The organism is Pseudomonas sp. 4CAES_32.4, from assembly GCF_058136335.1.
Genome location: NZ_CM176882.1, coordinates 370,224 through 393,300 on the forward strand (window position 1 = coordinate 370,224; position 23,077 = coordinate 393,300).

General features: G+C 59.6%; 23 protein-coding genes, 1 tRNA gene and 1 pseudogene. 11 read left to right on the forward strand and 14 right to left on the reverse strand.

The features are described from left to right. Positions 1-149 precede the first annotated feature (149 nt). From AC3Y64_RS01650 to AC3Y64_RS01680, 7 genes and pseudogenes are all read right to left on the reverse strand, one after another. Positions 150-416, reverse strand: coding sequence for a hypothetical protein (locus AC3Y64_RS01650; RefSeq protein ID WP_489986216.1), 267 nt, complete (start codon positions 414-416; stop codon positions 150-152). A gap of 160 nt (positions 417-576) precedes the next feature. Further along, positions 577-1,368 carry a TSUP family transporter gene (locus AC3Y64_RS01655; RefSeq protein WP_489986217.1) on the reverse strand — a complete coding sequence of 264 codons (792 nt, stop codon included), beginning with the start codon at positions 1,366-1,368 and terminating at the stop codon, positions 577-579. A gap of 336 nt (positions 1,369-1,704) precedes the next feature. Beyond that, positions 1,705-1,780 (reverse strand) — tRNA-Phe (locus AC3Y64_RS01660). A 103-nt stretch (positions 1,781-1,883) separates the two neighbouring features. After that, entirely contained in the window at positions 1,884-2,156 is a 273-nt protein-coding gene (locus AC3Y64_RS01665; protein WP_064388926.1) for an oxidative damage protection protein, read from the reverse strand. 2 nt (positions 2,157-2,158) lie between these two features. Then, a complete protein-coding gene (gene mutY, locus AC3Y64_RS01670) occupies positions 2,159-3,220 on the reverse strand; it encodes an A/G-specific adenine glycosylase (protein ID WP_489986218.1) in 1,062 nt (353 codons plus the stop codon). Then, positions 3,217-5,442 carry an AsmA family protein gene (locus AC3Y64_RS01675; protein ID WP_489986219.1) on the reverse strand — a complete coding sequence of 742 codons (2,226 nt, stop codon included), beginning with the start codon at positions 5,440-5,442 and terminating at the stop codon, positions 3,217-3,219. The genes mutY and AC3Y64_RS01675 overlap by 4 nt, the downstream gene beginning before the upstream one ends. A 78-nt stretch (positions 5,443-5,520) precedes the next feature. Then, positions 5,521-5,925, reverse strand: a pseudogene (locus tag AC3Y64_RS01680) (acetyl-CoA sensor PanZ family protein). Positions 5,926-6,148: 223 nt separating this feature from the next. Between AC3Y64_RS01680 and AC3Y64_RS01685 the strand changes: the two are divergent. From AC3Y64_RS01685 to AC3Y64_RS01715, 7 genes are all read left to right on the forward strand, one after another. Further along, positions 6,149-7,813, forward strand: a complete 1,665-nt coding sequence (locus AC3Y64_RS01685; RefSeq protein WP_158959723.1) for an OFA family MFS transporter — start codon at positions 6,149-6,151, stop codon at positions 7,811-7,813. A 263-nt stretch (positions 7,814-8,076) separates the two neighbouring features. Beyond that, a complete protein-coding gene (hisB, locus tag AC3Y64_RS01690; RefSeq protein ID WP_042557195.1) occupies positions 8,077-8,670 on the forward strand; it encodes an imidazoleglycerol-phosphate dehydratase HisB in 594 nt (197 codons plus the stop codon). Continuing rightward, positions 8,670-9,308, forward strand: coding sequence for an imidazole glycerol phosphate synthase subunit HisH (hisH, locus tag AC3Y64_RS01695; RefSeq protein ID WP_008080553.1), 639 nt, complete (start codon positions 8,670-8,672; stop codon positions 9,306-9,308). Before hisB ends, hisH begins: the two co-directional genes overlap by 1 nt. Further along, the gene (locus AC3Y64_RS01700; protein ID WP_122593988.1) at positions 9,309-9,569 is read left to right on the forward strand and encodes a DUF2164 domain-containing protein; all 261 of its coding nucleotides are present in this window, start codon (positions 9,309-9,311) and stop codon (positions 9,567-9,569) included. It abuts the gene before it with no gap. 101 nt (positions 9,570-9,670) lie between these two features. Then, the gene (gene hisA / locus AC3Y64_RS01705; RefSeq protein WP_158830474.1) at positions 9,671-10,420 is read left to right on the forward strand and encodes a 1-(5-phosphoribosyl)-5-[(5-phosphoribosylamino)methylideneamino]imidazole-4-carboxamide isomerase; all 750 of its coding nucleotides are present in this window, start codon (positions 9,671-9,673) and stop codon (positions 10,418-10,420) included. Between the two features lie 90 nt (positions 10,421-10,510). Beyond that, a complete protein-coding gene (gene hisF, locus AC3Y64_RS01710) occupies positions 10,511-11,281 on the forward strand; it encodes an imidazole glycerol phosphate synthase subunit HisF (protein ID WP_053116590.1) in 771 nt (256 codons plus the stop codon). 82 nt (positions 11,282-11,363) lie between these two features. Beyond that, positions 11,364-12,119 (forward strand): substrate-binding periplasmic protein, encoded by a 756-nt coding sequence (locus AC3Y64_RS01715; RefSeq protein WP_489986220.1) that lies wholly within the window; start codon positions 11,364-11,366, stop codon positions 12,117-12,119. Between the two features lie 135 nt (positions 12,120-12,254). Here the strand turns inward: AC3Y64_RS01715 and AC3Y64_RS01720 are convergent, their stop codons facing one another. The 4 genes from AC3Y64_RS01720 to gpmI all read right to left on the reverse strand — a co-directional run bounded on the left by AC3Y64_RS01720 (position 12,255) and on the right by gpmI (position 17,454). Next, a complete protein-coding gene (locus AC3Y64_RS01720) occupies positions 12,255-13,031 on the reverse strand; it encodes a divergent polysaccharide deacetylase family protein (RefSeq protein WP_489986221.1) in 777 nt (258 codons plus the stop codon). A 2-nt stretch (positions 13,032-13,033) separates the two neighbouring features. Beyond that, positions 13,034-14,353 (reverse strand): S41 family peptidase, encoded by a 1,320-nt coding sequence (locus AC3Y64_RS01725; RefSeq protein WP_236427914.1) that lies wholly within the window; start codon positions 14,351-14,353, stop codon positions 13,034-13,036. A gap of 31 nt (positions 14,354-14,384) precedes the next feature. Next, positions 14,385-15,671, reverse strand: coding sequence for a murein hydrolase activator EnvC family protein (locus AC3Y64_RS01730; protein ID WP_489986222.1), 1,287 nt, complete (start codon positions 15,669-15,671; stop codon positions 14,385-14,387). A 253-nt stretch (positions 15,672-15,924) separates the two neighbouring features. Continuing rightward, complete coding sequence (gpmI, locus tag AC3Y64_RS01735) at positions 15,925-17,454, reverse strand: 2,3-bisphosphoglycerate-independent phosphoglycerate mutase (RefSeq protein ID WP_489986223.1); 1,530 nt, start codon at positions 17,452-17,454, stop codon at positions 15,925-15,927. A 153-nt stretch (positions 17,455-17,607) separates the two neighbouring features. On the opposite strand from gpmI, the gene AC3Y64_RS01740 reads away from it, so the two are divergent. From AC3Y64_RS01740 to secB, 3 genes are read left to right on the forward strand one after another with little or no spacing between them, the layout of a single operon-like run. Beyond that, complete coding sequence (locus AC3Y64_RS01740) at positions 17,608-18,021, forward strand: rhodanese-like domain-containing protein (protein ID WP_064388915.1); 414 nt, start codon at positions 17,608-17,610, stop codon at positions 18,019-18,021. A 1-nt stretch (position 18,022) separates the two neighbouring features. Next, the gene (gene grxC / locus AC3Y64_RS01745) at positions 18,023-18,277 is read left to right on the forward strand and encodes a glutaredoxin 3 (RefSeq protein WP_008080561.1); all 255 of its coding nucleotides are present in this window, start codon (positions 18,023-18,025) and stop codon (positions 18,275-18,277) included. 57 nt (positions 18,278-18,334) lie between these two features. Next, on the forward strand, positions 18,335-18,820 hold the full coding sequence (gene secB, locus AC3Y64_RS01750) for a protein-export chaperone SecB (RefSeq protein ID WP_064117041.1): 486 nt from the start codon (positions 18,335-18,337) through the stop codon (positions 18,818-18,820). A gap of 124 nt (positions 18,821-18,944) precedes the next feature. On the opposite strand, the gene AC3Y64_RS01755 is transcribed toward secB, so the two are convergent. Continuing rightward, a complete protein-coding gene (locus tag AC3Y64_RS01755; RefSeq protein WP_064388914.1) occupies positions 18,945-19,400 on the reverse strand; it encodes a tRNA (cytidine(34)-2'-O)-methyltransferase in 456 nt (151 codons plus the stop codon). On the opposite strand from AC3Y64_RS01755, the gene AC3Y64_RS01760 reads away from it, so the two are divergent. Beyond that, positions 19,399-19,839 (forward strand): hypothetical protein, encoded by a 441-nt coding sequence (locus AC3Y64_RS01760; RefSeq protein WP_489986224.1) that lies wholly within the window; start codon positions 19,399-19,401, stop codon positions 19,837-19,839. The genes AC3Y64_RS01755 and AC3Y64_RS01760 overlap by 2 nt on opposite strands. Positions 19,840-20,334: 495 nt before the next feature. Here AC3Y64_RS01760 and ntrC read toward each other — a convergent pair whose 3' ends face one another. Continuing rightward, positions 20,335-21,771, reverse strand: a complete 1,437-nt coding sequence (ntrC, locus tag AC3Y64_RS01765; protein ID WP_053116599.1) for a nitrogen regulation protein NR(I) — start codon at positions 21,769-21,771, stop codon at positions 20,335-20,337. After that, positions 21,768-22,853 carry a nitrogen regulation protein NR(II) gene (glnL, locus tag AC3Y64_RS01770; protein ID WP_158959732.1) on the reverse strand — a complete coding sequence of 362 codons (1,086 nt, stop codon included), beginning with the start codon at positions 22,851-22,853 and terminating at the stop codon, positions 21,768-21,770. Before glnL ends, ntrC begins: the two co-directional genes overlap by 4 nt. Positions 22,854-23,077: the final 224 nt, after the last annotated feature.

A 23,077-nucleotide genomic window follows, 5' to 3' on the forward strand; every position in this document is an offset into this window, starting at 1 on the left:
AAAAGCATGCCAAGAGTTACCGTTTCGGTATGTCGGGAGAGGCGACGAAATCCGCAGGAAGAGGCGGTGGGTGTTGCAGGACATTGCCGAGTCAAACGGCTTTAACGGGCAAAGGCCTGTAGTCCATTTCGTACACCTGACGACAATCACTAGCGCGAACGAGGTTTGCGCTTGGCCTTGGTCGCAGGTTTTTCGATGCGTGTCAGTCGATGCCAAGCCAGACCTGCAGCAAGCAGCAAAACGCCGAAGAGTCCTTCAAAAAAAATATGAAACCAGTACGCACCCGGCTGCCCGGCGAGGGTATAGACCTTGGCCGGCCCGCCGCGAGTGGCGGTGGTGATGGTGTCGTGGATCAGGCCGTCGATGGTGGAGTAACTCAGCAGCGCGCCGGTAAAAATCAGAAACACGCTGATCATGATCGTCAATCCTCTCCACACCAGGCTTTCCTGGGGCGGAGACGGATGGGGCAGGGGGATGCGGCTTCGTTTCTGGCTCATCTAGGATGACCCTCTTCCGTAAGGGGCGGATCTCTGGGGAGGGATCGCGGTTTTTTTCTTGGGCGCGGCGCGATGGTGCTCAAAACGAGGCCACTGCCTGCGAGACCACAACGCGCAATGGGTTGCTTTCAATACTCAGTAGTTTGATGGCCAAGGCGCAGCAAACCACGATCAACATCGGTTTTATCAATCGCGGCCCGACCCGAACAGCGGCACGGGCGCCTAACTGAGCGCCGACAAACGCCGCCAGTGCCATGGCAATTGCGACTGGCCAGATAATCACGCCTTTGGTGATGAACACTGCCAGCGAGCCCAGATTGCAGGAAGCGTTGGCCAGCTTGGTAAAACTCATGGCGCGCATCATGCCCAAGCCGCACAGCAGGACAAATCCCACGATAAAGAATGAACCCACGCCCGGGCCGAATATGCCGTCGTAAAAACCCAGGATCGGCGCAACGGTGAATGAAAACAGCAGGATCCCTATTCTCTTGCGTCGATCTTCATTTGCCAGTTTCGGCGACAGCGCAAAATAGATCGCCACCAGAATCAACATGATCGGCACGCAGGCTTCGAGGTAGCGCTTGTCGATTGAGCTGACCAGTAACGCGCCGCTGGCACCCCCGACAAATCCGCAGATCGCCAGGAAGCGGCCTTCGCGCCATTCGATCATTCCTTTGCGGGCAAACGTGACCGTTGCCGAGACAGTCGCTGAGGCTGCCTGAAATTTGTTAGTGGCAATCGCACTGATCGGGTCCATGCCTGCCAGAAACAGCGCCGGCAGGGTGATCAAACCGCCTCCCCCGGCAATCGCATCAAAAAAACCGGCGCAAAACGCGACGAGTGCGAGCATGCCGATGATGTCCCAGGACATTGTGTTCCCTCTTTGTCAGGTTACTTCCGTGTTGTGAGGTCTGCTGTCGAGCTATGTGGCAACTCTTCATCGCATTCTGCCTAAACTGCGAGGGCGAGTATGTCGTCCATTTCCGCTATAGCCTACGGAGCGTTCTGATAGATTTGAGGGACTTCAGGGTAGGGCGATCTCGAGATTTGCAGGTCTCTACGCCTAATCGCGATCTGGTGCTGTTTGGTGGGCACCTAAAGAGGAGAGCGAAGCGTTGTCCGGCAATTTCGCTGGTGTGAAACCGTGCCTTAGCAAATCGCAGACATAAAAAAACCCTGAATCTTGCGATTCAGGGTTTTCGGTATTTGGTGCCCAGAGACGGAATCGAACCGCCGACACGGGGATTTTCAATCCCCTGCTCTACCGACTGAGCTATCTGGGCAACGGGGCGCATTAAAAGGGTTTTTCGGATTTACGTCAACGACTTTTTTAAAATTTCTTAAATTAATTCCGTCGCTTACGATCCGACCCCCGATTTCCGGGGTTTACTCTGCGGGCGGAACGTAGCCTTCGGCCTGGGCGTATTCCTCGCCGGAGAAGTACTTGTCCATTTCGCCCTGAAGAAATTTGCGATCTTCGGCGTTCATCATGTTCAGACGCTTTTCGTTGATCAGTAGGGTCTGGTGTTTCTGCCAGTCGGCCCAAGCCTTGGCGGAGACGTGTTCGAAAATGTCCTGGCCCTTGGCACCTGGGTACGGGGGGCGTTCCAGGCCTGGCAGTTCTTCTTTGTACTTGCGGCACATTACGGTGCGGGTCATGGCTACTCTCCTGCATTCAAGACGGCGGCCGCGCGTTCGAGCAAGGTTTTGACCGGGGCGGCGAGGCCCAGGCGCGGCGGGGTGGCGAGGTTATACCAGAGCCAGTCGGCCTCGGCCACGTGATGGCTGGCCTCCTGCACCTGAACCAGCCAGGGTTCGATGGACAGCTGGAAATGGCTGAAGGTATGGACGAGGCTCGGCAGCGCCTGCTGCTCGCCCATGGTCAGCGCGTGCTGATCGGCGAGATGTTGCAGGTCGTCGAGGTCGTCGAGTTCCGGCAGGCTCCACAGACCGCCCCACAAACCGCTCGAGGGGCGACGGTAAAGCAGAATCGCGCCGTCGCCGTTGGCGAGCATCGGCATCAGCGTGCGCTTCTGCGGGATGGCTTTGCGCGGCTTCGGGATCGGGTAGCGCGTCTCCAAGCCCAGCATGTGTGCCTCGCAACCACGCTCCAGCGGACACAGCAGGCAACTCGGCTTTTTGCGCGTGCAGAGTGTGGCGCCGAGATCCATCATCGCCTGGGTGTAGGCGTTGACCCGATCGTGCGGCGTAAAGCGCTCAGCGTTGGCCCAGAGCTGTTTGGCGACCTTCGGCTCGCCGGGGTAGCCCTCTTGCGCAGTAAAGCGCGCCAGCACGCGTTTGACGTTGCCGTCGAGAATCGGCGCACGCAAGCCCATGCTGATGCTGGCGATGGCGCCCGCGGTGGACAGGCCAATGCCTGGCAGATCCGTAAGTTTTTCGACGTCTCGGGGAAACTCGCCGCCGTACTGGCTGACGACGATCTTCGCGGTCTTCTGCAAATTGCGCGCACGGGTGTAGTAACCCAGCCCGGTCCACAGGTGCAGCACTTCGTCTTCCGGCGCTTCGGCCAGCGCTTCGACCGTCGGTAGTGCGGCCATGAAGCGGTCGAAGTAATTGAGCACGGTGCTGACCTGGGTCTGCTGCAGCATGATCTCCGACACCCACACCCGGTACGGGTTGATGTCCTGCTGCCAAGGCAAATCGTGGCGGCCGTGGCGGTCAAACCAGTCCAGCACCGCCGTGGAAAACTGCTCCGCTCTCATCGCTTGAACAGCCCCTTCAATGCGTTTTTCAATTCCGGGCTGACCTTGTCACCGAGTTTCTCGTCGATCTTCTCACTCAGCTTGTCGCCAGCCATTTTGGTCGCGACCTGACCCAGACGATCGTTGTCGATACGGCAGGCCTTGGCGCCGAGTTCCAGCGGGCCACGGCAGCGCAGTGGCCACTCGACGCCGACGAATTTGTCGCCGACCTGGCAGGCCGGATCCGGCATGGCGCTGGTGTCACCTTCGACGATGATACCGACGCGGTAATCCATGCCGAGCACGCGCAGGTCGATGTCGCCGTCACCGTTGACGGTCATGCCAGGGATGCGCACTTTCAGGTCCGGGTTGCTGGCGACGCCGTTGCGGAAGGTCAGGTTGCCCTTGAGTTCCTGGAACGGCGTGTCCTTGCCGCGTGGCTCACCGCTCAAGGTTTTGCGGTTGAGCGTGGCGATACCTTTGCACAGTTGCTGTTCAAGGTTGGCGTTGAGCAGCACGCCGTTGTTGATCACAAAACTGGCGTTGCCGTTGAGGGTGTCGATCAGTGCCTGCTGGCTGTTGCCGCTGCTGGTCACGTTGCTGGTGAGCGTCACCAGACCCTTGACCGGCGGGTTCTTGCCCTGGCTTTCGAGGATTTTTTCCGCGGGCACGCGGTTGAGTTTGGTCTGCAGGTTCAGCACCGGCGCGCTTGGGCGCACATCGAGGGTGCCTTTGGCCTCGAACCCGCCGTTGTACAACTCGCCGCTCAGATTGCTCAAGGTCAGCAGACCGCCCTGACCGGTGGCTTTCAGTGCGGCGTTCTGGATCGGCAGCTTGTCGAGGGTCAACTGGCCGAAGGTCAGATCGGCATCGACGTCGAGTTTGGCCAGACGCTCCACCGGCAGCAGGCGCTCGGTGCTCCAAGCGGTTTTGCTTGGCTTGTCCGGCAGCGGCGTGGAACCGGCGCCAGCCATCGCATCGGCTTCGGTGCTGGCGACTTCGGCCTGACGCACTTGCGTGGCGCTGTTGGCCTGCGCCGATTTCGGCGGCAGGTAACGGTCGACGTTAAAGGTGTCGGCCTTGAGCACTGCGCGCAGCGATTGCTTGGCGAAATCCTCGACGGCGATGCGACCGCTGAAGCTGCTGTCGTCGAGCTTCAGATTGATGTTGTCGAGCGCGACGCTGGTTGGCGTGGCGGCCACGCGGCTGACCAGCTCGACTTTGCTCAGGCTGCCTTCGGCCATCGCCGGAAGTTTCTGGCCGATGCTGTCGACGAACTTCGCCAGATCGAACTGGGCGATGGAGAGGCCGCCGGTGATCTGCGGAGTTTTGTCGAGGTCGTTGGCTTTCAGCTCGCCCAAGGCGCGCAATTGGTTGGCGGAAATCTTGATCCCGGTCCATTCGGCGACGTTTGCGGCTTTATCCAGCAACAACTGACCTTGTGCGGCGAAGGTCATGGTCTTGCCTTGCAGCGGATCGCCAGCCAGTTCACCGGACAATTTCATGTCTTCGAATTTGTAGCGCTGCAGTGCGCGCTCGATGCGCAGCTCGCCGGTCAACTCGGTGCGCACACGCAGAACCGGTTGATTGGTGCCGAGGAATGCGGTGGCTTTTACCGGGATGTTGGTCGAATCGTGTACCGGCCCCGTGCTCAACTGAATGCTTTCGGCGCTGAATTGCTTGCCGGTCAGTTCGTCGTTGTATTCAACGCGGGCGTTGTTGACGGTCAGACTGTCGATATCGAGACGGATCGGCTGTGGCGGTTTTTCCACCGCAACAGGGGTTTCGCTGGCCGGTTGCCCCGGTGTAGCGGCTGGCGGCGTTGCTCCAGCCGGAGCGGGTACCTTGCCGATGTCTTCCCAGTTGCCATGGCCGTTCTTGTCGCGATTCAGGCGCAGGTTCAGGCCTTCGACACGCACGTCACTCATCTGCACTTCGCGGCGCAGCAGCGGCAGCACGCGCACGGACAGGCCGAGCATCTGCAGGTCAGCAAACGGTTCGGCAGGTTTGGCCAGGGTGGCGACGCTGGCCTCGTGCAATTCCAGGCCGAGCCACGGAAACAGGCTCCAGCCGATATCGCCATTGAGCGTCAGCTCGATGTGGGCCTTGTCGCGGGCTATCTGGCGGATCTCGTCTTTGTAATCGTTGGGATCGAAGAGGTGGGTCAGGGCAAAACCTGCCGCCACAATGATCAGCAACAACCCGAGAAGTACCAGACCCAGGATTTTGCCGAACGCTTTCATGGGCGAGTCCTTGTAGTTAGTCGAATTCGTAATTTAGCCGGGGAGTATAGCGCTGCAATGGCCCGGTTCGGTGTGGCGTCATGTTGCCATTGCCACAAGCGGCACCTTTAACTTTGCGCAAAGGCCCTGAGCTTGAAGATGCCCGACAGTCGCCAAAAGACGCAATTCTACCCCCGCTTGCGACGCCATTTTCTGCGCTTGGTTCACCAGCCGTTCGGCTACTCCACGGTGGTGGGTAACTTTTCGTACGCATAATTCGGACAAGTACCAAACGTCGTGGTGCCCTCGCAGACGCCCGGTGCCGCGCAGTCGGTCGTTGAGGCGTCCAGCTATCAGCCAGCCGTCCATCAGCCCGTTTCCGATCAGCTCGCCGCCCCCGGATTACGGGGCATACAGCCTGTTTTGAGCGTCGCGCTAGATTTTCTGCAGATCCTCCCGACCCTGACAATTAGCGGCGTTCAGCGTCTGGACAATGAACGGCATGGCAGTTTCCTGAGTGATACGAGATCAGATGACTGAAAAAAGGTGATGTCAGTTTGGTTTTTCTGTCACCTGCAAATGGTAACCTTCGCCCGTTCGTCCGTCCTTCTGCGACTTAACGTCGCGCCTTCAAGGAGCTTCACCTTAAAAAACGGTCATGCCTGCGTGCATAAGTCCGAGGGTGAGCAGTGGCTGGCGAACCATACTAATAATTGGGGGATACACAATGAGCACGAGCATTACGGCGGACGGTCTCAAAGCCGACCAGCCCGCGTTCCTGTCCAAGGAACGCATCATCGCCAAGCCCGGTTTCAACCGTTGGCTGGTGCCACCGGCCGCTCTGGCCATCCACCTGTGCATCGGTATGGCCTACGGCTTTTCGGTGTTCTGGTTGCCGCTGTCCAAAGCGCTGGGCGTAACCGCTCCAGTAGCTTGCGCACCGGACATGAGCTTCATCGCACAGGTGTTTTCGTCGAACTGCGACTGGCCGATCTCGATGCTCGGCTGGATCTACACGTTGTTCTTCATCTTCCTCGGCTGCTCGGCAGCGATCTGGGGTGGCTGGCTGGAACACGCCGGGCCACGCAAGGCTGGCGTTGTATCGGCACTGTGCTGGTGCGGCGGTCTGCTGATTTCGGCGCTGGGGATTTATACCCACCAGATCTGGCTGATGTGGATTGGCTCGGGCGTGATCGGTGGTATCGGTCTGGGCCTGGGCTATATCTCGCCGGTATCGACCCTGATCAAGTGGTTCCCGGACAAGCGCGGCATGGCCACCGGCATGGCAATCATGGGCTTCGGTGGCGGCGCGATGGTCGGTGCACCGCTGGCGACTGCACTGATGAGCCACTTCGGCTCGGCTGAAGGTGTTGGCGTCTGGCAGAGCTTCGTGGCCATGGCGGCGATCTACTTTGTATTCATGATCGGTGGTGCTCTGGCCTACCGCGTGCCGCCAACCGGCTGGAAACCTGAAGGCTGGACTGCGCCGGCGAAGAAAGCAGCCAATGCGATGATCACCCACCGTCACGTGCACGTGAATGTGGCGTGGAAAACCCCGCAATTCCGTCTGGTCTGGCTGGTGCTGTGCCTGAACGTATCTGCCGGTATCGGCATCCTCGGCATGGCTTCGCCACTGCTGCAGGAAGTGTTCGGCGGCAAGCTGCTGGGTGTTGATGTGCCGTTTGGTCAGCTCGATGCCGGGCAACTGGCTTCGATCGCGGCGATTGCTGCCGGTTTCACCGGTCTGCTGAGCCTGTTCAACATCGGTGGCCGCTTCTTCTGGGCCTCGTTCTCGGACTACCTGGGCCGCAAAAATACCTATTTCGTGTTCTTCGCCCTGGGCTTTGCCCTGTACGCGCTGATTCCGAACATGGGCCATTTGGGCAACGTTGCGCTTTTCGTGGCGGCGTTCTGCATCATCCTGTCGATGTACGGCGGTGGTTTTGCCACGGTTCCGGCGTATCTGGCCGACCTGTTCGGTACGCAAATGGTTGGCGCGATCCACGGTCGTCTGCTGACTGCCTGGGCTGCGGCCGGCGTGCTTGGCCCGGTGCTGGTCAACTACCTGCGTGAGTATCAGTTGAGCATCGGTGTAGAACGCGCTGCCGCTTACGACATCACGCTGTACATCCTCGCCGGTCTGCTGGTGCTGGGCTTCCTGTGCAACCTGATGGTGCGTCCGGTGGCTGACAAATACTTCATGACTGACGCTGAACTGGCCGCCGAACAGGCGCTGGGTCACGACAAAGGTGCTGATGCCAGCACGGTTCTGGAGTGGAAAGCCGCACCGGGCAGCAAGCCGTTGGCGATTGCTGCCTGGCTGGCTGTGGGTATTCCGTTGGCGTGGGGTGTGTGGGTGACCCTGCAGAAGACGGCGGTACTGTTTCACTAAGTAAAAACGCAGTACCCCTGTAGGAGTGAGCCTGCTCGCGATAGCGGTCTGACAGTCACAGAAATGTTGACTGTGAGGCCCTCATCGCGAGCAGGCTCACTCCTACATTTGTTTTTGGTTGCCTCTAATGGCTTGTATGGACATGTCTACCCGCGACAGCCGGGCATTCTATCCGTCAGCCATCTCACCTCTCGTGTTTCTGTTTGCGCCCCGCGTGCCTATAATGGCTGCCTTTTTCGCCCAATGATTTTGCGGAGCTGGTGATGGCCGAACGTAAGGCTTCTGTCGAGCGCGACACTCTGGAAACCCAGATCAAAGCCTCGATCAACCTTGATGGCACCGGAAAGGCCCGATTCGATATCGGTGTACCTTTTCTTGAGCACATGCTGGATCAGATCGCCCGTCACGGGTTGATCGACCTGGATATTGAATGCAAGGGCGATTTGCATATCGACGACCACCATACGGTGGAAGACGTCGGTATCACCCTCGGCCAGGCGTTTGCCAAAGCCATCGGCGATAAAAAAGGTATCCGTCGCTACGGTCATGCCTACGTGCCGCTCGATGAAGCTCTGTCGCGCGTGGTGATCGATTTCTCCGGTCGTCCGGGCCTGCAGATGCACGTGCCGTACACCCGCGCCACCGTTGGCGGCTTCGACGTTGACCTGTTCCAGGAATTCTTCCAGGGCTTCGTCAACCATGCGTTGGTCAGCATGCACATCGATAACCTGCGTGGCACCAATACTCACCACCAGATCGAAACCGTGTTCAAGGCTTTCGGCCGCGCGCTGCGCATGGCCGTCGAGCTGGATGAGCGCATGGCCGGGCAGATGCCATCGACCAAAGGCGTTCTGTAATGCAGACGGTTGCAGTTATCGATTACGGCATGGGTAACCTGCACTCGGTGGCCAAGGCCCTCGAGCACGTCGGCGCCGGCAAGGTGCTGATCACCAGCGACGCCAACGTGATTCGCGAAGCTGACCGCGTAGTGTTCCCCGGTGTTGGCGCGATTCGCGATTGCATGGCGGAGATCCGTCGCCTCGGTTTCGATTCACTGGTGCGTGAAGTCAGCCAGGATCGTCCGTTCCTCGGCATCTGTGTCGGCATGCAAGCCTTGCTCGACACCAGTGAAGAGAACGATGGCGTCGACTGCATCGGCCTGTTCCCGGGCGCGGTGAAGTTCTTCGGCAAAGATCTGCATGAAGACGGCGAACACCTGAAAGTCCCGCACATGGGCTGGAACGAGGTGAAGCAGAAAGTCAGCCACCCGCTGTGGCATGACATTCCGGACATGGCGCGTTTCTACTTCGTACACAGCTACTACATCGCTGCCGCCAATGCGCGGCAGGTGGTGGGTGGCGGTCATTACGGCGTCGATTTCGCTGCAGCGCTGGCCGATGGCTCGCGTTTCGCCGTGCAGTTCCACCCGGAGAAAAGCCATACCCACGGCCTGCAATTGCTGCAGAACTTCGCCGCGTGGGACGGTCGCTGGTAAATGGCTGCCAAGAAATCCAAACCGCCGATACTGACCCTCACTCCCGAGCAGGAGAGTGACGCCAATCGCAAGATTCAGCGGTTCATGGAAGACCGTTTCGAACTGGACCTCGGTTCGTTCGAAGCGGCGGAAATTCTTGAGCTGTTTACCCGCGAAATTGCTCCGCACTATTACAACAGGGCGATTTTCGATGTGCAGACCCACCTCAAAGAGCGGTTTGAGAGCATCGAAAGCGACCTGTGGGCGCTCGAAAAAAATTAGGAGCAGCTGCAAGCCGCAAGCTTCAAGCTGCAAGAACTGGAACACCGCATGCTCGCAGCTAGTCGCTTGCAGCTTGCCGCTCTTTTGACGAAGGAAAAAGCATGCTGATTATTCCCGCTATCGATCTTAAAGACGGTGCCTGCGTACGTCTGCGCCAGGGCCGCATGGAAGATTCCACAGTGTTCTCCGATGACCCGGTGAGCATGGCTGCCAAGTGGGTGGAGGGCGGTTGCCGCCGTCTGCATCTGGTCGATCTGAACGGCGCTTTTGAAGGCCAGCCAGTCAATGGCGAAGTCGTTACCGCGATTGCCAAGCGCTACCCGAGCCTACCGATCCAGATCGGTGGCGGCATCCGCTCGCTGGAAACCATCGAGCACTACGTCAAGGCTGGCGTGAGCTACGTGATCATTGGCACCAAAGCCGTTAAAGATCCGGCGTTCGTTGCTGAAGCCTGCCGTGCGTTCCCGGGCAAGATCATCGTCGGTCTGGATGCCAAAGACGGCTTCGTCGCCACCGATGGCTGGGCTGAAATCAGCACTGTTCAGGTCATCGATCTGGCCAAGCAGTTTGAAGCCGACGGCGTGTCTTCGATCGTTTATACCGACATCGCCAAAGACGGCATGATGCAGGGCTGCAACGTGCCCTTCACCGCTGCACTGGCCGCTGCCACCAAGATTCCGGTGATCGCGTCCGGCGGCATCCACAATCTGGGTGACATCAAGTCGCTGCTCGACGCCAAAGCGCCGGGCATCATCGGCGCCATCACGGGTCGCGCGATTTATGAGGGCACGCTGGATGTGGCAGAAGCCCAGGCTTTCTGCGATAGCTACGCGACCAGCTCCAAGCTGTAAGCTGCGAGCTGCAAGTTAGAAGCGCGACCGCGTCCGCTCTTTCTTGCAGCTTGCAGCTTGAAGCTTGCAACTCTTAATCGGAGATTAAGCATGGCTCTGGCCAAACGCATCATCCCTTGCCTGGACGTGGATAACGGCCGGGTCGTCAAAGGTGTGAAGTTCGAAAACATCCGCGACGCCGGTGACCCGGTGGAAATCGCCCGTCGCTATGACGAGCAGGGTGCCGACGAGATTACCTTTCTCGACATCACCGCCAGCGTCGATGGCCGCGACACCACACTGCATACCGTCGAGCGCATGGCCAGCCAGGTGTTCATCCCGCTGACCGTCGGCGGCGGCGTGCGTACCGTGCAGGACATCCGCAACTTGCTGAATGCCGGTGCGGACAAGGTGTCGATCAACACCGCTGCTGTGTTCAATCCGGAATTCGTTGGTGAAGCGGCGCAGCATTTCGGCTCGCAATGCATCGTCGTCGCCATCGATGCGAAGAAAGTCTCCGGCCCGGGCGAAACCCCGCGCTGGGAAATCTTCACTCACGGCGGACGCAAGCCAACCGGTCTCGACGCCGTCGAGTGGGCGAAAAAAATGGAAGGCCTCGGCGCTGGGGAGATCCTGCTGACCAGCATGGACCAGGACGGCATGAAAAACGGTTTCGACCTCGGCGTGACCCGTGCGATCAGCGATGCGCTGGGCATTCCGGTGATCGCTTCCGGTGGCGTTGGCAACTTGCAGCACTTGGCTGACGGCATTCTCGAAGGCCACGCCAGCGCAGTGCTGGCGGCGAGTATTTTCCACTTCGGCGAATACACCGTGCAGGAAGCCAAGGCCTACATGGCCAAACGCGGCATCACGATGCGTTAAGCGTCAAAATCGATACAGGCCAGTGGACACCATGGCGCACCCAAGGCACTCTTGGGCACGCCATGGATTTCGGTAGCCCAACATGATCAAACGCCTGCTTCTAGTTCTCGCCAGCGCCTCTGTGTTGCTCATCAACACGGCCCGCGCCGAAACCAGTCCCGACACCGATCTGGTGCTCCTTACCGAAAACTTCCCGCCATACAACATGGCGAAGAACGGCAAGAACTTCGCCCAAGGCGAAAACATCAACGGCATTGCCACCGACATCGTTCGCGAGATGTTTCAGCGCGCCGGCATAACTTACAGCCTGACCCTGCGATTCCCTTGGGAGCGCGTGTATAAACTCGCCCTGGAAAATCCTGGCTACGGTGCCTTCGTGATGGCGCGCCTGCCGGATCGCGAAAAACTCTTCAAATGGGTCGGCCCGATCGGCCCGGACGACTGGATCATGCTGGCCAAGGCTGACAGCAAGATCAGTCTCGAAACCCTCGAAGACGCGCGCAAATACAAGGTCGGCGCCTACAAGGGCGATGCGATCGCTGAGACGCTGACCAAGCAGGGCTTGAAGCCGGTGGTGGTGCTGCGCGATCAGGACAACGCCAAGAAACTGGTCAACGGGCAGATTGATTTGTGGGCCACGGGCGACCCGGCCGGGCGCTATCTGGCGCGGCAGGATGGGGTGACGGGGTTGAAGACGGTGTTGCGCTTCAATAGTGCGGAGTTGTATCTGGCGCTGAACAAGGACGTGCCGGAAGAAACCGTGAAGAAACTACAGGCTGCGCTGGATCAGATGCGCAAGGATGGTGTGGTGGACGAGATCATGGGGCGGTATCTCTAATCCCGCATCACCAAAAGCCAATTGTGGGAGCGAGCTTGCTCGCGAAAGCGCTGGATCAGTCGATGCTCTGGGTGACTGAACCACCGCGATCGCTAGCAGGGCTAGCTCCCCAGGGGTTTTCAGTGTGTCGCCGGGTTAGCGGTAAACGCCATCCTTGCCATGGGCAGCCGTGGCCTTGTTACTACGCACACTGATCATCTGCCGGATATCAATCCACTCAATCCCCTGAGCCTTCAGCTTCGGCAGTTCGCGCTCCAGCACCGCCAGCGTCTGCGGATACGGATGGCCGATCATCACCGCCGAACCCTGCTTGTGCGCCAGGCTGATCGCCGTCTGCAACTGGGTGGAGATCGCCGCTTCGGTACGCTCGTCATCGAGAAACACATCCCGTGAAACACTCGCTAGATCGATCTTCTGCGCCTGCTGCGCAGCAACGGTCTGCGCACTGGTGCGGCTATCGACGAAGAACTTGTGCCGGCGCTGCAACTCGCCCATTAACCACGCCATCGCCACGGGTTGCGCAGTCATGCGGCTGCCCATGTGGTTGTTGATGCCAGCGGTGTAGGGGACCTTTTTGAATGCGGCGTCGAGGCGTTTTTCCAGCTCCTCGATCGGCAGTTCCGGGTGCCAGGCGTAGGGCCCGGTGGCCGGGTCCATGGGCATGTGCAGGATGACGATCTTGCCGGCGCGATGGGCTTCGCGGGCGAACTCGGTGGCGTGGGGTGTGTCGGGCATGATCGCCGTGGTCACCGGGCCGGGCAGGGCCAGCACGCGGCGATCCCGGGGCAGGTTCTGCCCCAGGTCATCGATGATCAGTGTCAGGTAGGCTTTGTGTGGCTTTGGGCTGACGGGCTCTGCGTGAGCAGCACCCGCCAGACAGCACAACAGAACGAAGACGAAACGCAAACACATCCTCAACGGCCGGACGTGATGCTCAGCCCTTTGAGCAGGCTCAGGGCCTGGGCCAACTGGTAATCGTCATCCTGCGGCATCGCTTTGGCCTTGGCGCCGGAACCGGTCGGCTTGTCCGCGCCGCCGTTGCCATTGCCCAAGTGACCTTGCAGGTCGGCTTCCTTGAAGTAATCGCTGTCGGCCTCGCTGGTGATCTTGGCCTTGCGCACTTCGATGTCCGGGACGATGCCTTGCGCCTGAATCGAGCGGCCATTCGGCGTGAAGTACAGCGCGGTGGTGATCTTCAGCGCGCGGTCGTTGTTCAGCGGCAGCACGGTTTGTACCGAGCCCTTGCCGAAACTGGTGGTGCCCATGACCACGGCGCGTTTCTGATCCTGCAGGGCGCCGGCGACGATTTCCGAGGCCGAGGCGCTGCCACCGTTGATCAGCACCACCATCGGCACCGCTTCGCTTTCGTCTTTGCCGGTGGCCGAGAAGCGCAGCTCGGAGTTGGCGATCCGGCCTTTGGTATAAACGATCAGACCTTTGGTGATGAAGTGGTCGACCACTTCTACCGCCGCCTGCAACACGCCACCCGGGTTGTTGCGCAGGTCGAGAATGATGCCGTTGAGCTTCTTGCCGTTGTCCTTGCGCAGCTTGGCCAGGGCCTTGGAGACCTCCTCGCCGGTCTTGACCTGGAACTGGGTGATGCGGATGTACGCATAACCGGTTTCCAGCAATTGAGCCTTGACGCTCTTCACCTGAATCACCGCGCGCGCCAAGGTCACGTCGAACGGCGTGCCGCCGTCGCGAACCAGGGTCAGGGTGATTTTCTGGCCGATCTTGCCGCGCATCTTGTCGACGGCTTCGGTCATGGTCTGGCCGCGTGTTGGCGCACCGTTGATCTTGACGATGAAGTCGCCAGCCTGAATGCCGGCCTTCGATGCTGGGGTGTCGTCGATTGGCGAGACCACTTTGATGAAGCCGTCTTCGGCGCCGACTTCGATACCCAGGCCGCCGAATTCACCACTGGTGCTTTCCTGCAGTTCGGTGAAATCTTCTGGGCCGAGGTAGGCCGAGTGTGGATCGAGGTTGCTGAGCATGCCCTTGATCGCGTTTTCCAGCAGGGTCTTGTCGTCCACCGGTTCGACATAGGCGGCTTTGATCCGGTCCATGACCTCGGCGAAGGTGCGCAATTCTTCCAGTGGCAGTGGCGCCTTGGAGGTCGCGGCAGTGCCTGCCGGAGCGACGGCCGGGGCCGGTTGAGCGGCGAACGCCAGAGGCGCGCCGATCACCAGGGCGATCGTCAGGGCCAGCGAGGTAAGGCGGGACAAATGCAGCATGTCGAACGAACTCCTGAATTAGGCGGTGCGCTTATCCTTGCGCACGACACCATTGCGCCGGATCACTCGGGTGACCCTGCTGACGAATAGCGAAATACAACGCTGGTGTGTCCTGACCGCCACTGTTACCGACAGTGGAGATCGACTCACCGGCTTTAACCACGTCCCCAGCCGACTTGAGCAGCGTCTGGTTGTGACCGTAAAGACTCAGAAAACCGTTGCCGTGATCGAGGATCACCAGCAGTCCGGCGCCACGCAACCAGTCGGCGAACACCACGCGACCACCGTGTACGGCATGCACCTGGCTGCCGGCGGAAGCGCTGATCATCACGCCGTCCCACTTGGTCCGGGCGTCGTCGCCACGGGTTTCGCCGAAGCGCGCCAGTAGTCGACCATCAACCGGCCAAGGAAGTTTTCCCCGTGTTGCAGCAAAAGGGCCACCGAAGGTCTCGCCGCTGCTGGAGACCAGTGCGCCGGGAGTGGATCTGGCGGGTTTTCGTGGGGCGTCGCTGTTTTCAGCCTGCGCCTCACGCAAGCGCTTTTTTTCCGCTTCCTGCTGGGCGATCAGCGCTTTCTGCCGCGCTTCTTCTGCCTCACGAGCCTGGCGGGCCAGGGTTTCTTCAATGGTTTTAAGGACTTTAGACAGGTCTGCCTGATCCTGCTCGCGCGCGGCCAGTTTCTGGTCGCGGGCTTTCACGTCATCGTTGAGCTTGGCGAGGACTTGCTGGCGTTCCTTGCGGACATTTTCCAGTTCGTCGCGCTGGGTATCGAGGGTGCTTTTCTGCACCAGCAATTGTGCTTGCTGGGCGGCAATGTCTTTTTCGACATTGGCCAGTTGGCGCAGGGTTTCGTTGAAGTTCTTCAACTGCTCCAGGCGAGCCTGGCTCAGGTAATCGTAATAGGTGAGGGTGCGGGCGAATTTCTCTGGATTCTGCTGGTTGAGCAGCAGCTTGAGGTATTCCTGCCGACCGTTCTGATAAGCCGCACGGGCCTGAATGGCGATCAGTCGCTGCTGTTCAGTGCGCGCGCTTTGGAGTTTTTTTTTCTCTGCATCGAGCCGCTGTAGCTCGGATTCGCTTTTCTGCAGTTCTTTCTGCAGCGCGTCGACCTGCTTCTGCAGCTTGCCCAGCTCGGTTTCAGTGCCTTTGAGCTCTTTCTGTACGCCAGACTTTTCTTCCTGGACTTTGCTCAGCAGCTTCTTCAACTCGGCAATGTCCTGACGCGTGGCGTCCAACTGCTGTTGGGTTTGCGCGCGCTCGTCAGCGAAGGCCGGTTGGAGCAGGCAGGTCAGAGCGAGGGCGATCAGGACGCGGAGCATAGAGGCGGGCGGCACCAGGGTAAGGGACGGCCTAGTATGCCCGCCCGAGGCTGCAAAAAAAACGCCCAATTGGGGCTGTGTGATAACTGGAGCTAGCAATAGACCCGATTCCATTTCGAAAACTCCATAAACCACTGTGGGAGCTGGCTTGCCAGCGATGGCATCTGCACATTCAACATAGATGTTGGCTGTCAGATTGCTATCGCTGGCAAGCCAGCTCCCACAGGGTTTTGCGGTGTTTTGGCGATCCGGGTCAGACCAGAATCGAAGTACCCGTCATTTCCGCAGGTTTTTCCAGACCCAGCAGTTTCAGCATGGTTGGCGCCACATCCGCCAGCACGCCACCTTCACGGACTTTCAGATCACGTTTACCGACATAAATGAACGGCACCGGTTCGGTAGTGTGCGCGGTGTGCGCTTGGTGAGTTTCTTCATCGGCCATTTTTTCGACGTTGCCGTGGTCAGCGGTGATCAGCGCTTCGCCGCCGACCTTTTCCAAGGCTTCAACGATGCGACCGACGCAGGTGTCGAGGCATTCAACCGCTTTCACTGCCGCGTCGAACACACCGCTGTGACCGACCATGTCGCCGTTGGCGTAGTTGACCACGATCACGTCGAAACGCTGGTTTTCGATGGCCTCGACGATGCGGTCTGTCACTTCGGGCGCGCTCATTTCCGGCTGCAAGTCGTAGGTGGCGACTTTCGGCGACGGGATCAGGATGCGCTCTTCGCCCGGGAACGGTTCTTCACGACCACCGGAGAAGAAGAAGGTCACGTGGGCGTATTTTTCGGTTTCAGCGATACGCAGTTGGGTTTTGCCGTTTTTCGCCAAGTAATCGCCAAGCACGTTTTCCAGACTGCCCGCGGCGAATGCCGACGGTGCCGGAATGCTTGCCGCGTATTGGGTCAGCATGACGAAACCGGCCAGTTTTGGCTGGCGTGCGCGCTCGAATTCCTTGAAATCGTCTTCAACGAAAACGCGAGTCAGCTCGCGGGCACGGTCGGCGCGGAAGTTCATGAACACCACGGCGTCGCCGTCTTCGACTTTCACCGGCTCACCGATGGTCGTGGCTTTGACGAATTCATCGCTCTCGCCGCGAGCGTAGGCAGCGTCCAGACCTTCCTGGGCGGTAGCGGCATTGAATTCGCTGACGCCGTCGACGATCAGGTTGTAGGCCTGGGCGACGCGATCCCAACGGTTGTCACGGTCCATGGCGAAGTAGCGACCGATGATGCTGGCGATGCGGCCCTTGCCGAGTGCCTGGAAAGTCGCGTCGAGCAGTTCGATCGACGAGGTGGCGCTTTTCGGCGGCGTGTCGCGGCCGTCGAGGAAGGCGTGCAGGTAGATTTTTTCAGCGCCGCGCTTGTAGGCCAGTTCGGCCATGGCGATCAGGTGATCCTGGTGGCTGTGCACGCCGCCATCGGACAACAGGCCCATGAAGTGCACGGCTTTGCCGGCGGCCACGGCTTTATCCACAGCGGCGCAGATGGTCGGGTTCTCGAAGAATTCGCCGTCGCGGATCGACTTGGTCACGCGGGTGAAATCCTGATACACCACGCGGCCGGCGCCGAGGTTCATGTGACCGACTTCGGAGTTGCCCATCTGGCCGTCCGGCAGGCCGACGTCCATGCCGCTGCCCGAGATCAAGCCGTTCGGCACGGTGGCCCACAGGCGATCAAGAACAGGCTTCTTCGCCGCGAAAACGGCGTTGGATTCGGGGCTGTCGCTGTGACCGAAGCCGTCGAGAATCATCAGGACCAAAGGTTTAGGCGTAGTCGTCATGGAATCCACTCGTGGCTAATAAAGAAGAGGGCGATGGAAAAGGGAGTTGGAGTTTAAAGCTAAGTTCCGACCGCGTCACCGCCGGACGGGGTTTGGCCGACCATAGTGGCTGTGTATACTGGCCGACATTTTAACGCCCTGGAACCTCCTTCGATGGTTGCTCACCTGATTGAATTTGCCACTAACCACTACATTCTTGTCGGTATCTTCGTCGTACTGCTGGCTCTGCTGCTGGCGCACACGATGCAGGGCGGCGGTAAAAGCCTGAGCACCGGCGAACTGACCGCGCTGGTCAATAAAGATGCAGGCGTGGTGGTGGACATCCGTCCGGCCAAGGATTTCGCTGCCGGCCACATCGTTGGCGCGGTGAACATTCCTCAGGACAAGCTGGCTGCGCGCACCGCCGAGCTGGAAAAGCACAAGGCCAAGACCATCATTCTGGTCGACGCCCTGGGCCAGACCGCTGGCACCCACGCCCGCGAACTGATGAAATCCGGCTTCACCGCCGCCAAGCTGTCCGGCGGGATTTCCAGCTGGAAAGGCGACAACCTGCCGTTGGTGAAGTGATATGAGCGAAGTCATCGTCTACTCCAGCGATTACTGCCCTTATTGCTCGCGAGCCAAGTACCTGCTCGAGAACAAAGGCGTGGCCTTCAAAGAGATCAAGGTCGATGGCAAGCCGCAGGTGCGCGCCGAAATGGCCCAGAAAGCCGGGCGCACGTCCGTGCCGCAGATCTGGATCGGCAGCAAGCACATCGGCGGTTGTGACGATTTGTATGCCCTGGAGCGTGCCGGCAAGCTCGACGCGCTGCTCAAGGCTTGAACGGCTGCACCCACGTACAGCACTCCCTAAAAGACCCAAGATCGATAAGGATCTGAGATGACTGACCAACAGAACACTGCAGCCAGCGAAGAAGAAACCGCACCGCAATTCTCCTTGCAGCGCATCTATGTACGCGACCTGTCCTTTGAAGCCCCGAAAAGCCCGGCGATCTTCCGCCAGCAGTGGGATCCGGCAGTTGCGCTGGATCTGAACACTCGCCAGAAAGCGCTGGAAGGTGATTTCTTCGAAGTCGTGCTGACCCTGTCCGTTACCGTGAAAAACGGTGAAGAAGTCGCCTTCATCGCTGAAGTGCAACAGGCCGGTATCTTCCTGATCAAGAACCTCGACGCGGCTTCGATGAGCCACACGCTGGGTGCGTTCTGCCCGAACATCCTGTTCCCGTACGCCCGCGAAACCCTGGATAGCCTGGTGACCCGTGGTTCGTTCCCGGCACTGATGCTGGCCCCGGTGAACTTCGACGCCTTGTACGCGCAAGAATTGCAGCGCATGCAGGAAAGCGGCGAGACGCCAACCGTTCAGTAAGACGGTTTAGCAACACCCCATGTGGGAGCGAGCCTGCTCGCGAAGAGGGCGTGTCAGATGACGGTATTGTCGACTGATACACCGCTTTCGCGAGCAGGCTCGCTCCCACATTTGTTTTGTGGTGTTACTTGAAGTCGTTCTGGCGCCAGGCTTCGTACACGGCGACCGCGACGGTGTTGGACAGGTTCAGGCTGCGACAGCCTTCGCGCATCGGCAAACGCAGGCGCTGTTCCGCCGGCAGGGCGTCGAGCACTTCTGGCGGCAGGCCACGACTTTCCGGGCCGAAGATGAATGCATCACCCGGGACGAATGCGGCATCATGAAACGGTCGCGAGCCCTTGGTAGTGAACGCAAACACCCGAGGGTTACCGATGCTCTCCAGGCAACTGGCGAGATCGGCATGGCGTTGCAGCGTGGCATATTCGTGGTAGTCGAGACCGGCACGGCGCAAGCGCTTGTCGTCCATCTCGAAACCCAGCGGTTCGATCAAATGCAGGTGGCAGCCGCTGTTGGCGCACAGCCTGATAACGTTGCCGGTATTCGGCGGAATTTCTGGTTGAAAAAGGATGACGTGAAACATGCACGGCTCCGAAGGTAAAGATGAGCGGCATTCTACGCCGCCTGTGGACAACCGTTCGAAACTATTCCCGCGCGTGATCGCTTCGCTGGCGATTGTCGGTGTAATGATCGGCTTGATGATCGGCCGCCTGACCACGCCGGACCCGACGGTACTGCAACAGGTCGAGGTGACGGATCAAGGGTTGGTGGTGTGGTTCAACAACGAACCCAAGCTGCATGGCGAAATCATCGACGGCACGGTGGCGCTGCTGTTTCAGGCTGAGGGCCCGGCCCAGAAAGGCCAGCTCAAGCTCAACGGCAAAGACGTCAATTGGCGTACGCGAGCGAGTGATGGGGGGTTGTTGCTGACGGTGCTGGCAGCGCGACCGCTGCAAGGGGACTGGGCCGGCAGCAAGGTCGATGACCGCTGGCGGCTGGAGATCCATCTCCGAGAGCAATAAAAGCGGGAATCCCTGACCTGCCTGTATCAGGGTTCCCAAAACAGGGTGGACTTCGCGTGTCGCGTCGGTCCGGTGTAAAGAGGGAACCCCCGGCCTGCCTGTACCAAGAGCCCCAAAAGGGTGAACTCGCCGCGTGGCGTGCGAGCCCGATGTAAAGAGGGGAATCCCCGGCCTGCCTGTACCAAGGTCCCCGAAAGGGTGGTGAAACCAATCACCTGTCAGAGGTATTGCAGGGCGCGTGCCAGGTTTTCATCTGTTGAAACAAAAAAGTTGATCAGAAACGCGAAAGCCCCGGAAATCGGGGCTTTCATGGTTTTTGACGGTTACTTTTTGAGTCCTGTTTGGGTGTTTTTTGATCAGGTGGTTATGCCCGATTGCAGGTCGCCGTGCCTTTTGGCGGTGCACGCAAACAAAAAGATCGCAGCCTGCGGCAGCTCCTACACGGGTTCAATGTAGGAGCTGCCGCATCTTTTCGCGGACGGCTAGAGCGCCGAATTAACCCTCATCCCCCTCATCCTCATCCGCACCATCAACCTTCATCCCCAACTCCTTGATCTTGCGCGTCAGGGTATTGCGCCCCCAACCCAGCAACACCGCCGCATCACGCCGACGCCCTGCCGTGTGCTTCAGCGCCGTCTCGATCATGATCCGCTCAAACGCTGGCACGGCGCTGTCGAGCAGGCTCGACTGACCGCGCGCCAGAGCCTGATCGGCCCACTGGCGCAGCGCCTGCTCCCAGTTGGTCACCGGTGCCGAGTCCTGCGGCAGGTTCAGCAGTTCCGGCGGCAGGTCGCTGATGTGCACTTCGCGCCCGGACGCCATCACCGTGATCCAGCGGCACGTGTTCTCCAGCTGACGCACGTTGCCGCCCCACGGCAGGTTCTTCAGGTATTCCTCGGTTTCGCTTTTCAGCAGCTTCGGCTCCACCGCCAGTTCTTGCGCGGCGCGGCTGAGGAAGTGCTTGGCCAGGGTCGGGATGTCTTCGCGACGGTCCGACAGGCGCGGGATGTGAATGCGGATCACGTTGAGGCGGTGGAACAAATCCTCACGGAATTTTCCGGCGTGCACCAGGGTTTCCAGATTCTGGTGCGTCGCCGCGATGATGCGCACATCGACCTTGACCGGCACATGTCCGCCCACGCGATAGAACTCACCATCGGCCAGAACGCGCAGCAAACGGGTTTGCGTATCCGCCGGCATGTCGCCGATTTCATCGAGGAACAGCGTGCCGCCATCAGCTTGTTCGAAGCGGCCGCGACGCAGGTTGGCTGCACCGGTGAACGCGCCTTTCTCGTGACCGAACAGCTCGGACTCCATCAGATCCTTGGGGATCGCCGCCATGTTCAACGCGATAAACGGCGAGGCCGCGCGCGGGCTGTGGCGGTGCAGAGCGTGGGCGACCAGTTCTTTACCGGTGCCGGATTCGCCGTTGATGAGCACGGTGATGTTGGAGTGGCTCAAGCGGCCGATGGCGCGAAACACTTCCTGCATCGCCGGCGCTTCGCCGATGATTTCCGGGGTGCGGGTCAGCGCCGGCACGACTTCCAGGCCTTGCTGCTCTTGCGCGTGCTGATTGGCACGTTTGACCAGCGACACCGCTTCATCAACGTCGAACGGCTTGGGCAGGTATTCGAATGCGCCGCCCTGATAGGAGGCGACCGCGCTGTCCAGATCGGAGTGAGCGGTCATGATGATGACCGGCAACCGTGGGTGCTGCTCGCGAATCCGCGCCAACAGGTCGAGTCCGCTGGCACCTGGCATACGAATGTCGGAAATGATCACGTCAGGTTGCTGACGGGCCAGACGACTCATCACGCCATCAGCGCTGTCGAAGCTCTGGGTGGTCATGCCTTCCTGCTGCAAGGCCTTTTCCAGAACCCAACGGATAGAACGGTCGTCATCGACGATCCACACGGTTTCACTACGGCTCATGTCGATGTGGCTCCTTGTTCCAGTGGCAGAAAGATCGAGAACGTGGTGTGGCCTGGATGGCTGTCACACTCGATCAAACCCTGGTGCTGGCTGATGATGTTCTGGGTAATGGCCAGACCGAGCCCGGTACCGTCCGGGCGTCCGCTGACCATGGGAAAGAAAATGGTTTCCTGAAGTTCCGCCGGGATCCCGGGACCGTTGTCGATGATCTCGATCTTGGTCACCAGACGATGGCGGATGTGGCCGATGGTGAACTGGCGCATGGCACGGGTGCGCAGGCTGATGCGGCCCAGCCGCAGCTCGTTCTGGCTGCTGATCGCCTGCATCGCGTTGCGCACGATGTTCAACACCGCCTGAATCATTTGTTCGCGGTCGATCAGGACGTCGGGAATGCTCGGGTCGTAATCGCGCACCAAGGTGATGCAGCCCTGACTTTCGGCTTCGACCAGATGGCAGACGCGCTCCAGCACTTCATGGACGTTACACATCGCCAGCGACGGCAGTTTGTTCGAACCGAGCATGCGGTCGACCAGATTGCGCAGGCGATCCGCCTCTTCAATGATCACATTGGTGTAATCGCGCAAGCTGTCTTCCGGCAGCTCGCGGGCTAGCAGTTGCGCAGCGCCACGAATGCCGCCGAGCGGATTCTTGATCTCGTGGGCGAGGCCGCGCACCAGCATTTTGCTGGTTTCCTGCTTGGACAGCTGCGCTTCTTCCTTGGTGATCCGCAGCAAGCGGTCACGCGGATGAACCTCCAGCAGGAGCATGGTTGCGCCATTGCTGAGGATCGGCGTCACCGCGTAATCAACGGTCAGGGTCTGGCCGGTGAGGGCGGTGAGCATCGCTTCGCGTTTGGTGAACGGATGCGCTTGTTCCACAGCCTGGCGCAGGGAATTCAGCGCCTCAGTGGATTCGGTGAACAGCTCGCTGATGAACTGCCCATGGCTACGCTGCCCGCTGATGGCGAGCAGCATCTCCGCCGCCGGGTTCATGTACTCAAGGCGCAATTCGGCGTCGAGCAGAATGGTGGCGGTGGTCAGGTTGTCGAGCAGCAAACGGTGGATTGCGTCGCTAATAGTCATCGGAGCCTCTTTTGGGGGCGGAGCGTGCGCAACAAGCAAGCGTCGGTGAACGGAAAATGCAAAAACCAAACCAAGGCTCCGAAAAGAAGCGTTCATCGCCTGAAACAGGCGTTTGACGCTCGTTTGCGTGGCAGTCGGCCAGCACGAACGGGAAGTTTCGAACCAAAATGGGTTGGAATCTGAGTACGGTGCAACCTATTGCACCAATATAGTGCGCAAAGCTG

What these genes read in the sequence shown, in the direction of transcription:
- AC3Y64_RS01665 (WP_064388926.1), bottom strand. Translation starts at nt 2,156, where the DNA reads ATGACCCGCACCGTAATGTGCCGCAAGTACAAAGAAGAACTGCCAGGC.
- glnL (WP_158959732.1), bottom strand. Translation starts at nt 22,853, where the DNA reads ATGACTATTAGCGACGCAATCCACCGTTTGCTGCTCGACAACCTGACC.
- AC3Y64_RS01720 (WP_489986221.1), bottom strand. Translation starts at nt 13,031, where the DNA reads ATGTGTTTGCGTTTCGTCTTCGTTCTGTTGTGCTGTCTGGCGGGTGCT.
- AC3Y64_RS01650 (WP_489986216.1), bottom strand. Translation starts at nt 416, where the DNA reads ATGATCAGCGTGTTTCTGATTTTTACCGGCGCGCTGCTGAGTTACTCC.
- secB (WP_064117041.1), top strand. Translation starts at nt 18,335, where the DNA reads ATGACTGACCAACAGAACACTGCAGCCAGCGAAGAAGAAACCGCACCG.
- ntrC (WP_053116599.1), bottom strand. Translation starts at nt 21,771, where the DNA reads ATGAGCCGTAGTGAAACCGTGTGGATCGTCGATGACGACCGTTCTATC.
- gpmI (WP_489986223.1), bottom strand. Translation starts at nt 17,454, where the DNA reads ATGACGACTACGCCTAAACCTTTGGTCCTGATGATTCTCGACGGCTTC.
- AC3Y64_RS01685 (WP_158959723.1), top strand. Translation starts at nt 6,149, where the DNA reads ATGAGCACGAGCATTACGGCGGACGGTCTCAAAGCCGACCAGCCCGCG.
- hisF (WP_053116590.1), top strand. Translation starts at nt 10,511, where the DNA reads ATGGCTCTGGCCAAACGCATCATCCCTTGCCTGGACGTGGATAACGGC.
- AC3Y64_RS01675 (WP_489986219.1), bottom strand. Translation starts at nt 5,442, where the DNA reads ATGAAAGCGTTCGGCAAAATCCTGGGTCTGGTACTTCTCGGGTTGTTG.
- mutY (WP_489986218.1), bottom strand. Translation starts at nt 3,220, where the DNA reads ATGAGAGCGGAGCAGTTTTCCACGGCGGTGCTGGACTGGTTTGACCGC.
- hisH (WP_008080553.1), top strand. Translation starts at nt 8,670, where the DNA reads ATGCAGACGGTTGCAGTTATCGATTACGGCATGGGTAACCTGCACTCG.
- AC3Y64_RS01715 (WP_489986220.1), top strand. Translation starts at nt 11,364, where the DNA reads ATGATCAAACGCCTGCTTCTAGTTCTCGCCAGCGCCTCTGTGTTGCTC.
- hisB (WP_042557195.1), top strand. Translation starts at nt 8,077, where the DNA reads ATGGCCGAACGTAAGGCTTCTGTCGAGCGCGACACTCTGGAAACCCAG.
- AC3Y64_RS01655 (WP_489986217.1), bottom strand. Translation starts at nt 1,368, where the DNA reads ATGTCCTGGGACATCATCGGCATGCTCGCACTCGTCGCGTTTTGCGCC.
- grxC (WP_008080561.1), top strand. Translation starts at nt 18,023, where the DNA reads ATGAGCGAAGTCATCGTCTACTCCAGCGATTACTGCCCTTATTGCTCG.
- AC3Y64_RS01725 (WP_236427914.1), bottom strand. Translation starts at nt 14,353, where the DNA reads ATGCTGCATTTGTCCCGCCTTACCTCGCTGGCCCTGACGATCGCCCTG.
- AC3Y64_RS01730 (WP_489986222.1), bottom strand. Translation starts at nt 15,671, where the DNA reads ATGCTCCGCGTCCTGATCGCCCTCGCTCTGACCTGCCTGCTCCAACCG.
- AC3Y64_RS01760 (WP_489986224.1), top strand. Translation starts at nt 19,399, where the DNA reads ATGCACGGCTCCGAAGGTAAAGATGAGCGGCATTCTACGCCGCCTGTG.
- AC3Y64_RS01740 (WP_064388915.1), top strand. Translation starts at nt 17,608, where the DNA reads ATGGTTGCTCACCTGATTGAATTTGCCACTAACCACTACATTCTTGTC.
- AC3Y64_RS01700 (WP_122593988.1), top strand. Translation starts at nt 9,309, where the DNA reads ATGGCTGCCAAGAAATCCAAACCGCCGATACTGACCCTCACTCCCGAG.
- AC3Y64_RS01755 (WP_064388914.1), bottom strand. Translation starts at nt 19,400, where the DNA reads ATGTTTCACGTCATCCTTTTTCAACCAGAAATTCCGCCGAATACCGGC.
- hisA (WP_158830474.1), top strand. Translation starts at nt 9,671, where the DNA reads ATGCTGATTATTCCCGCTATCGATCTTAAAGACGGTGCCTGCGTACGT.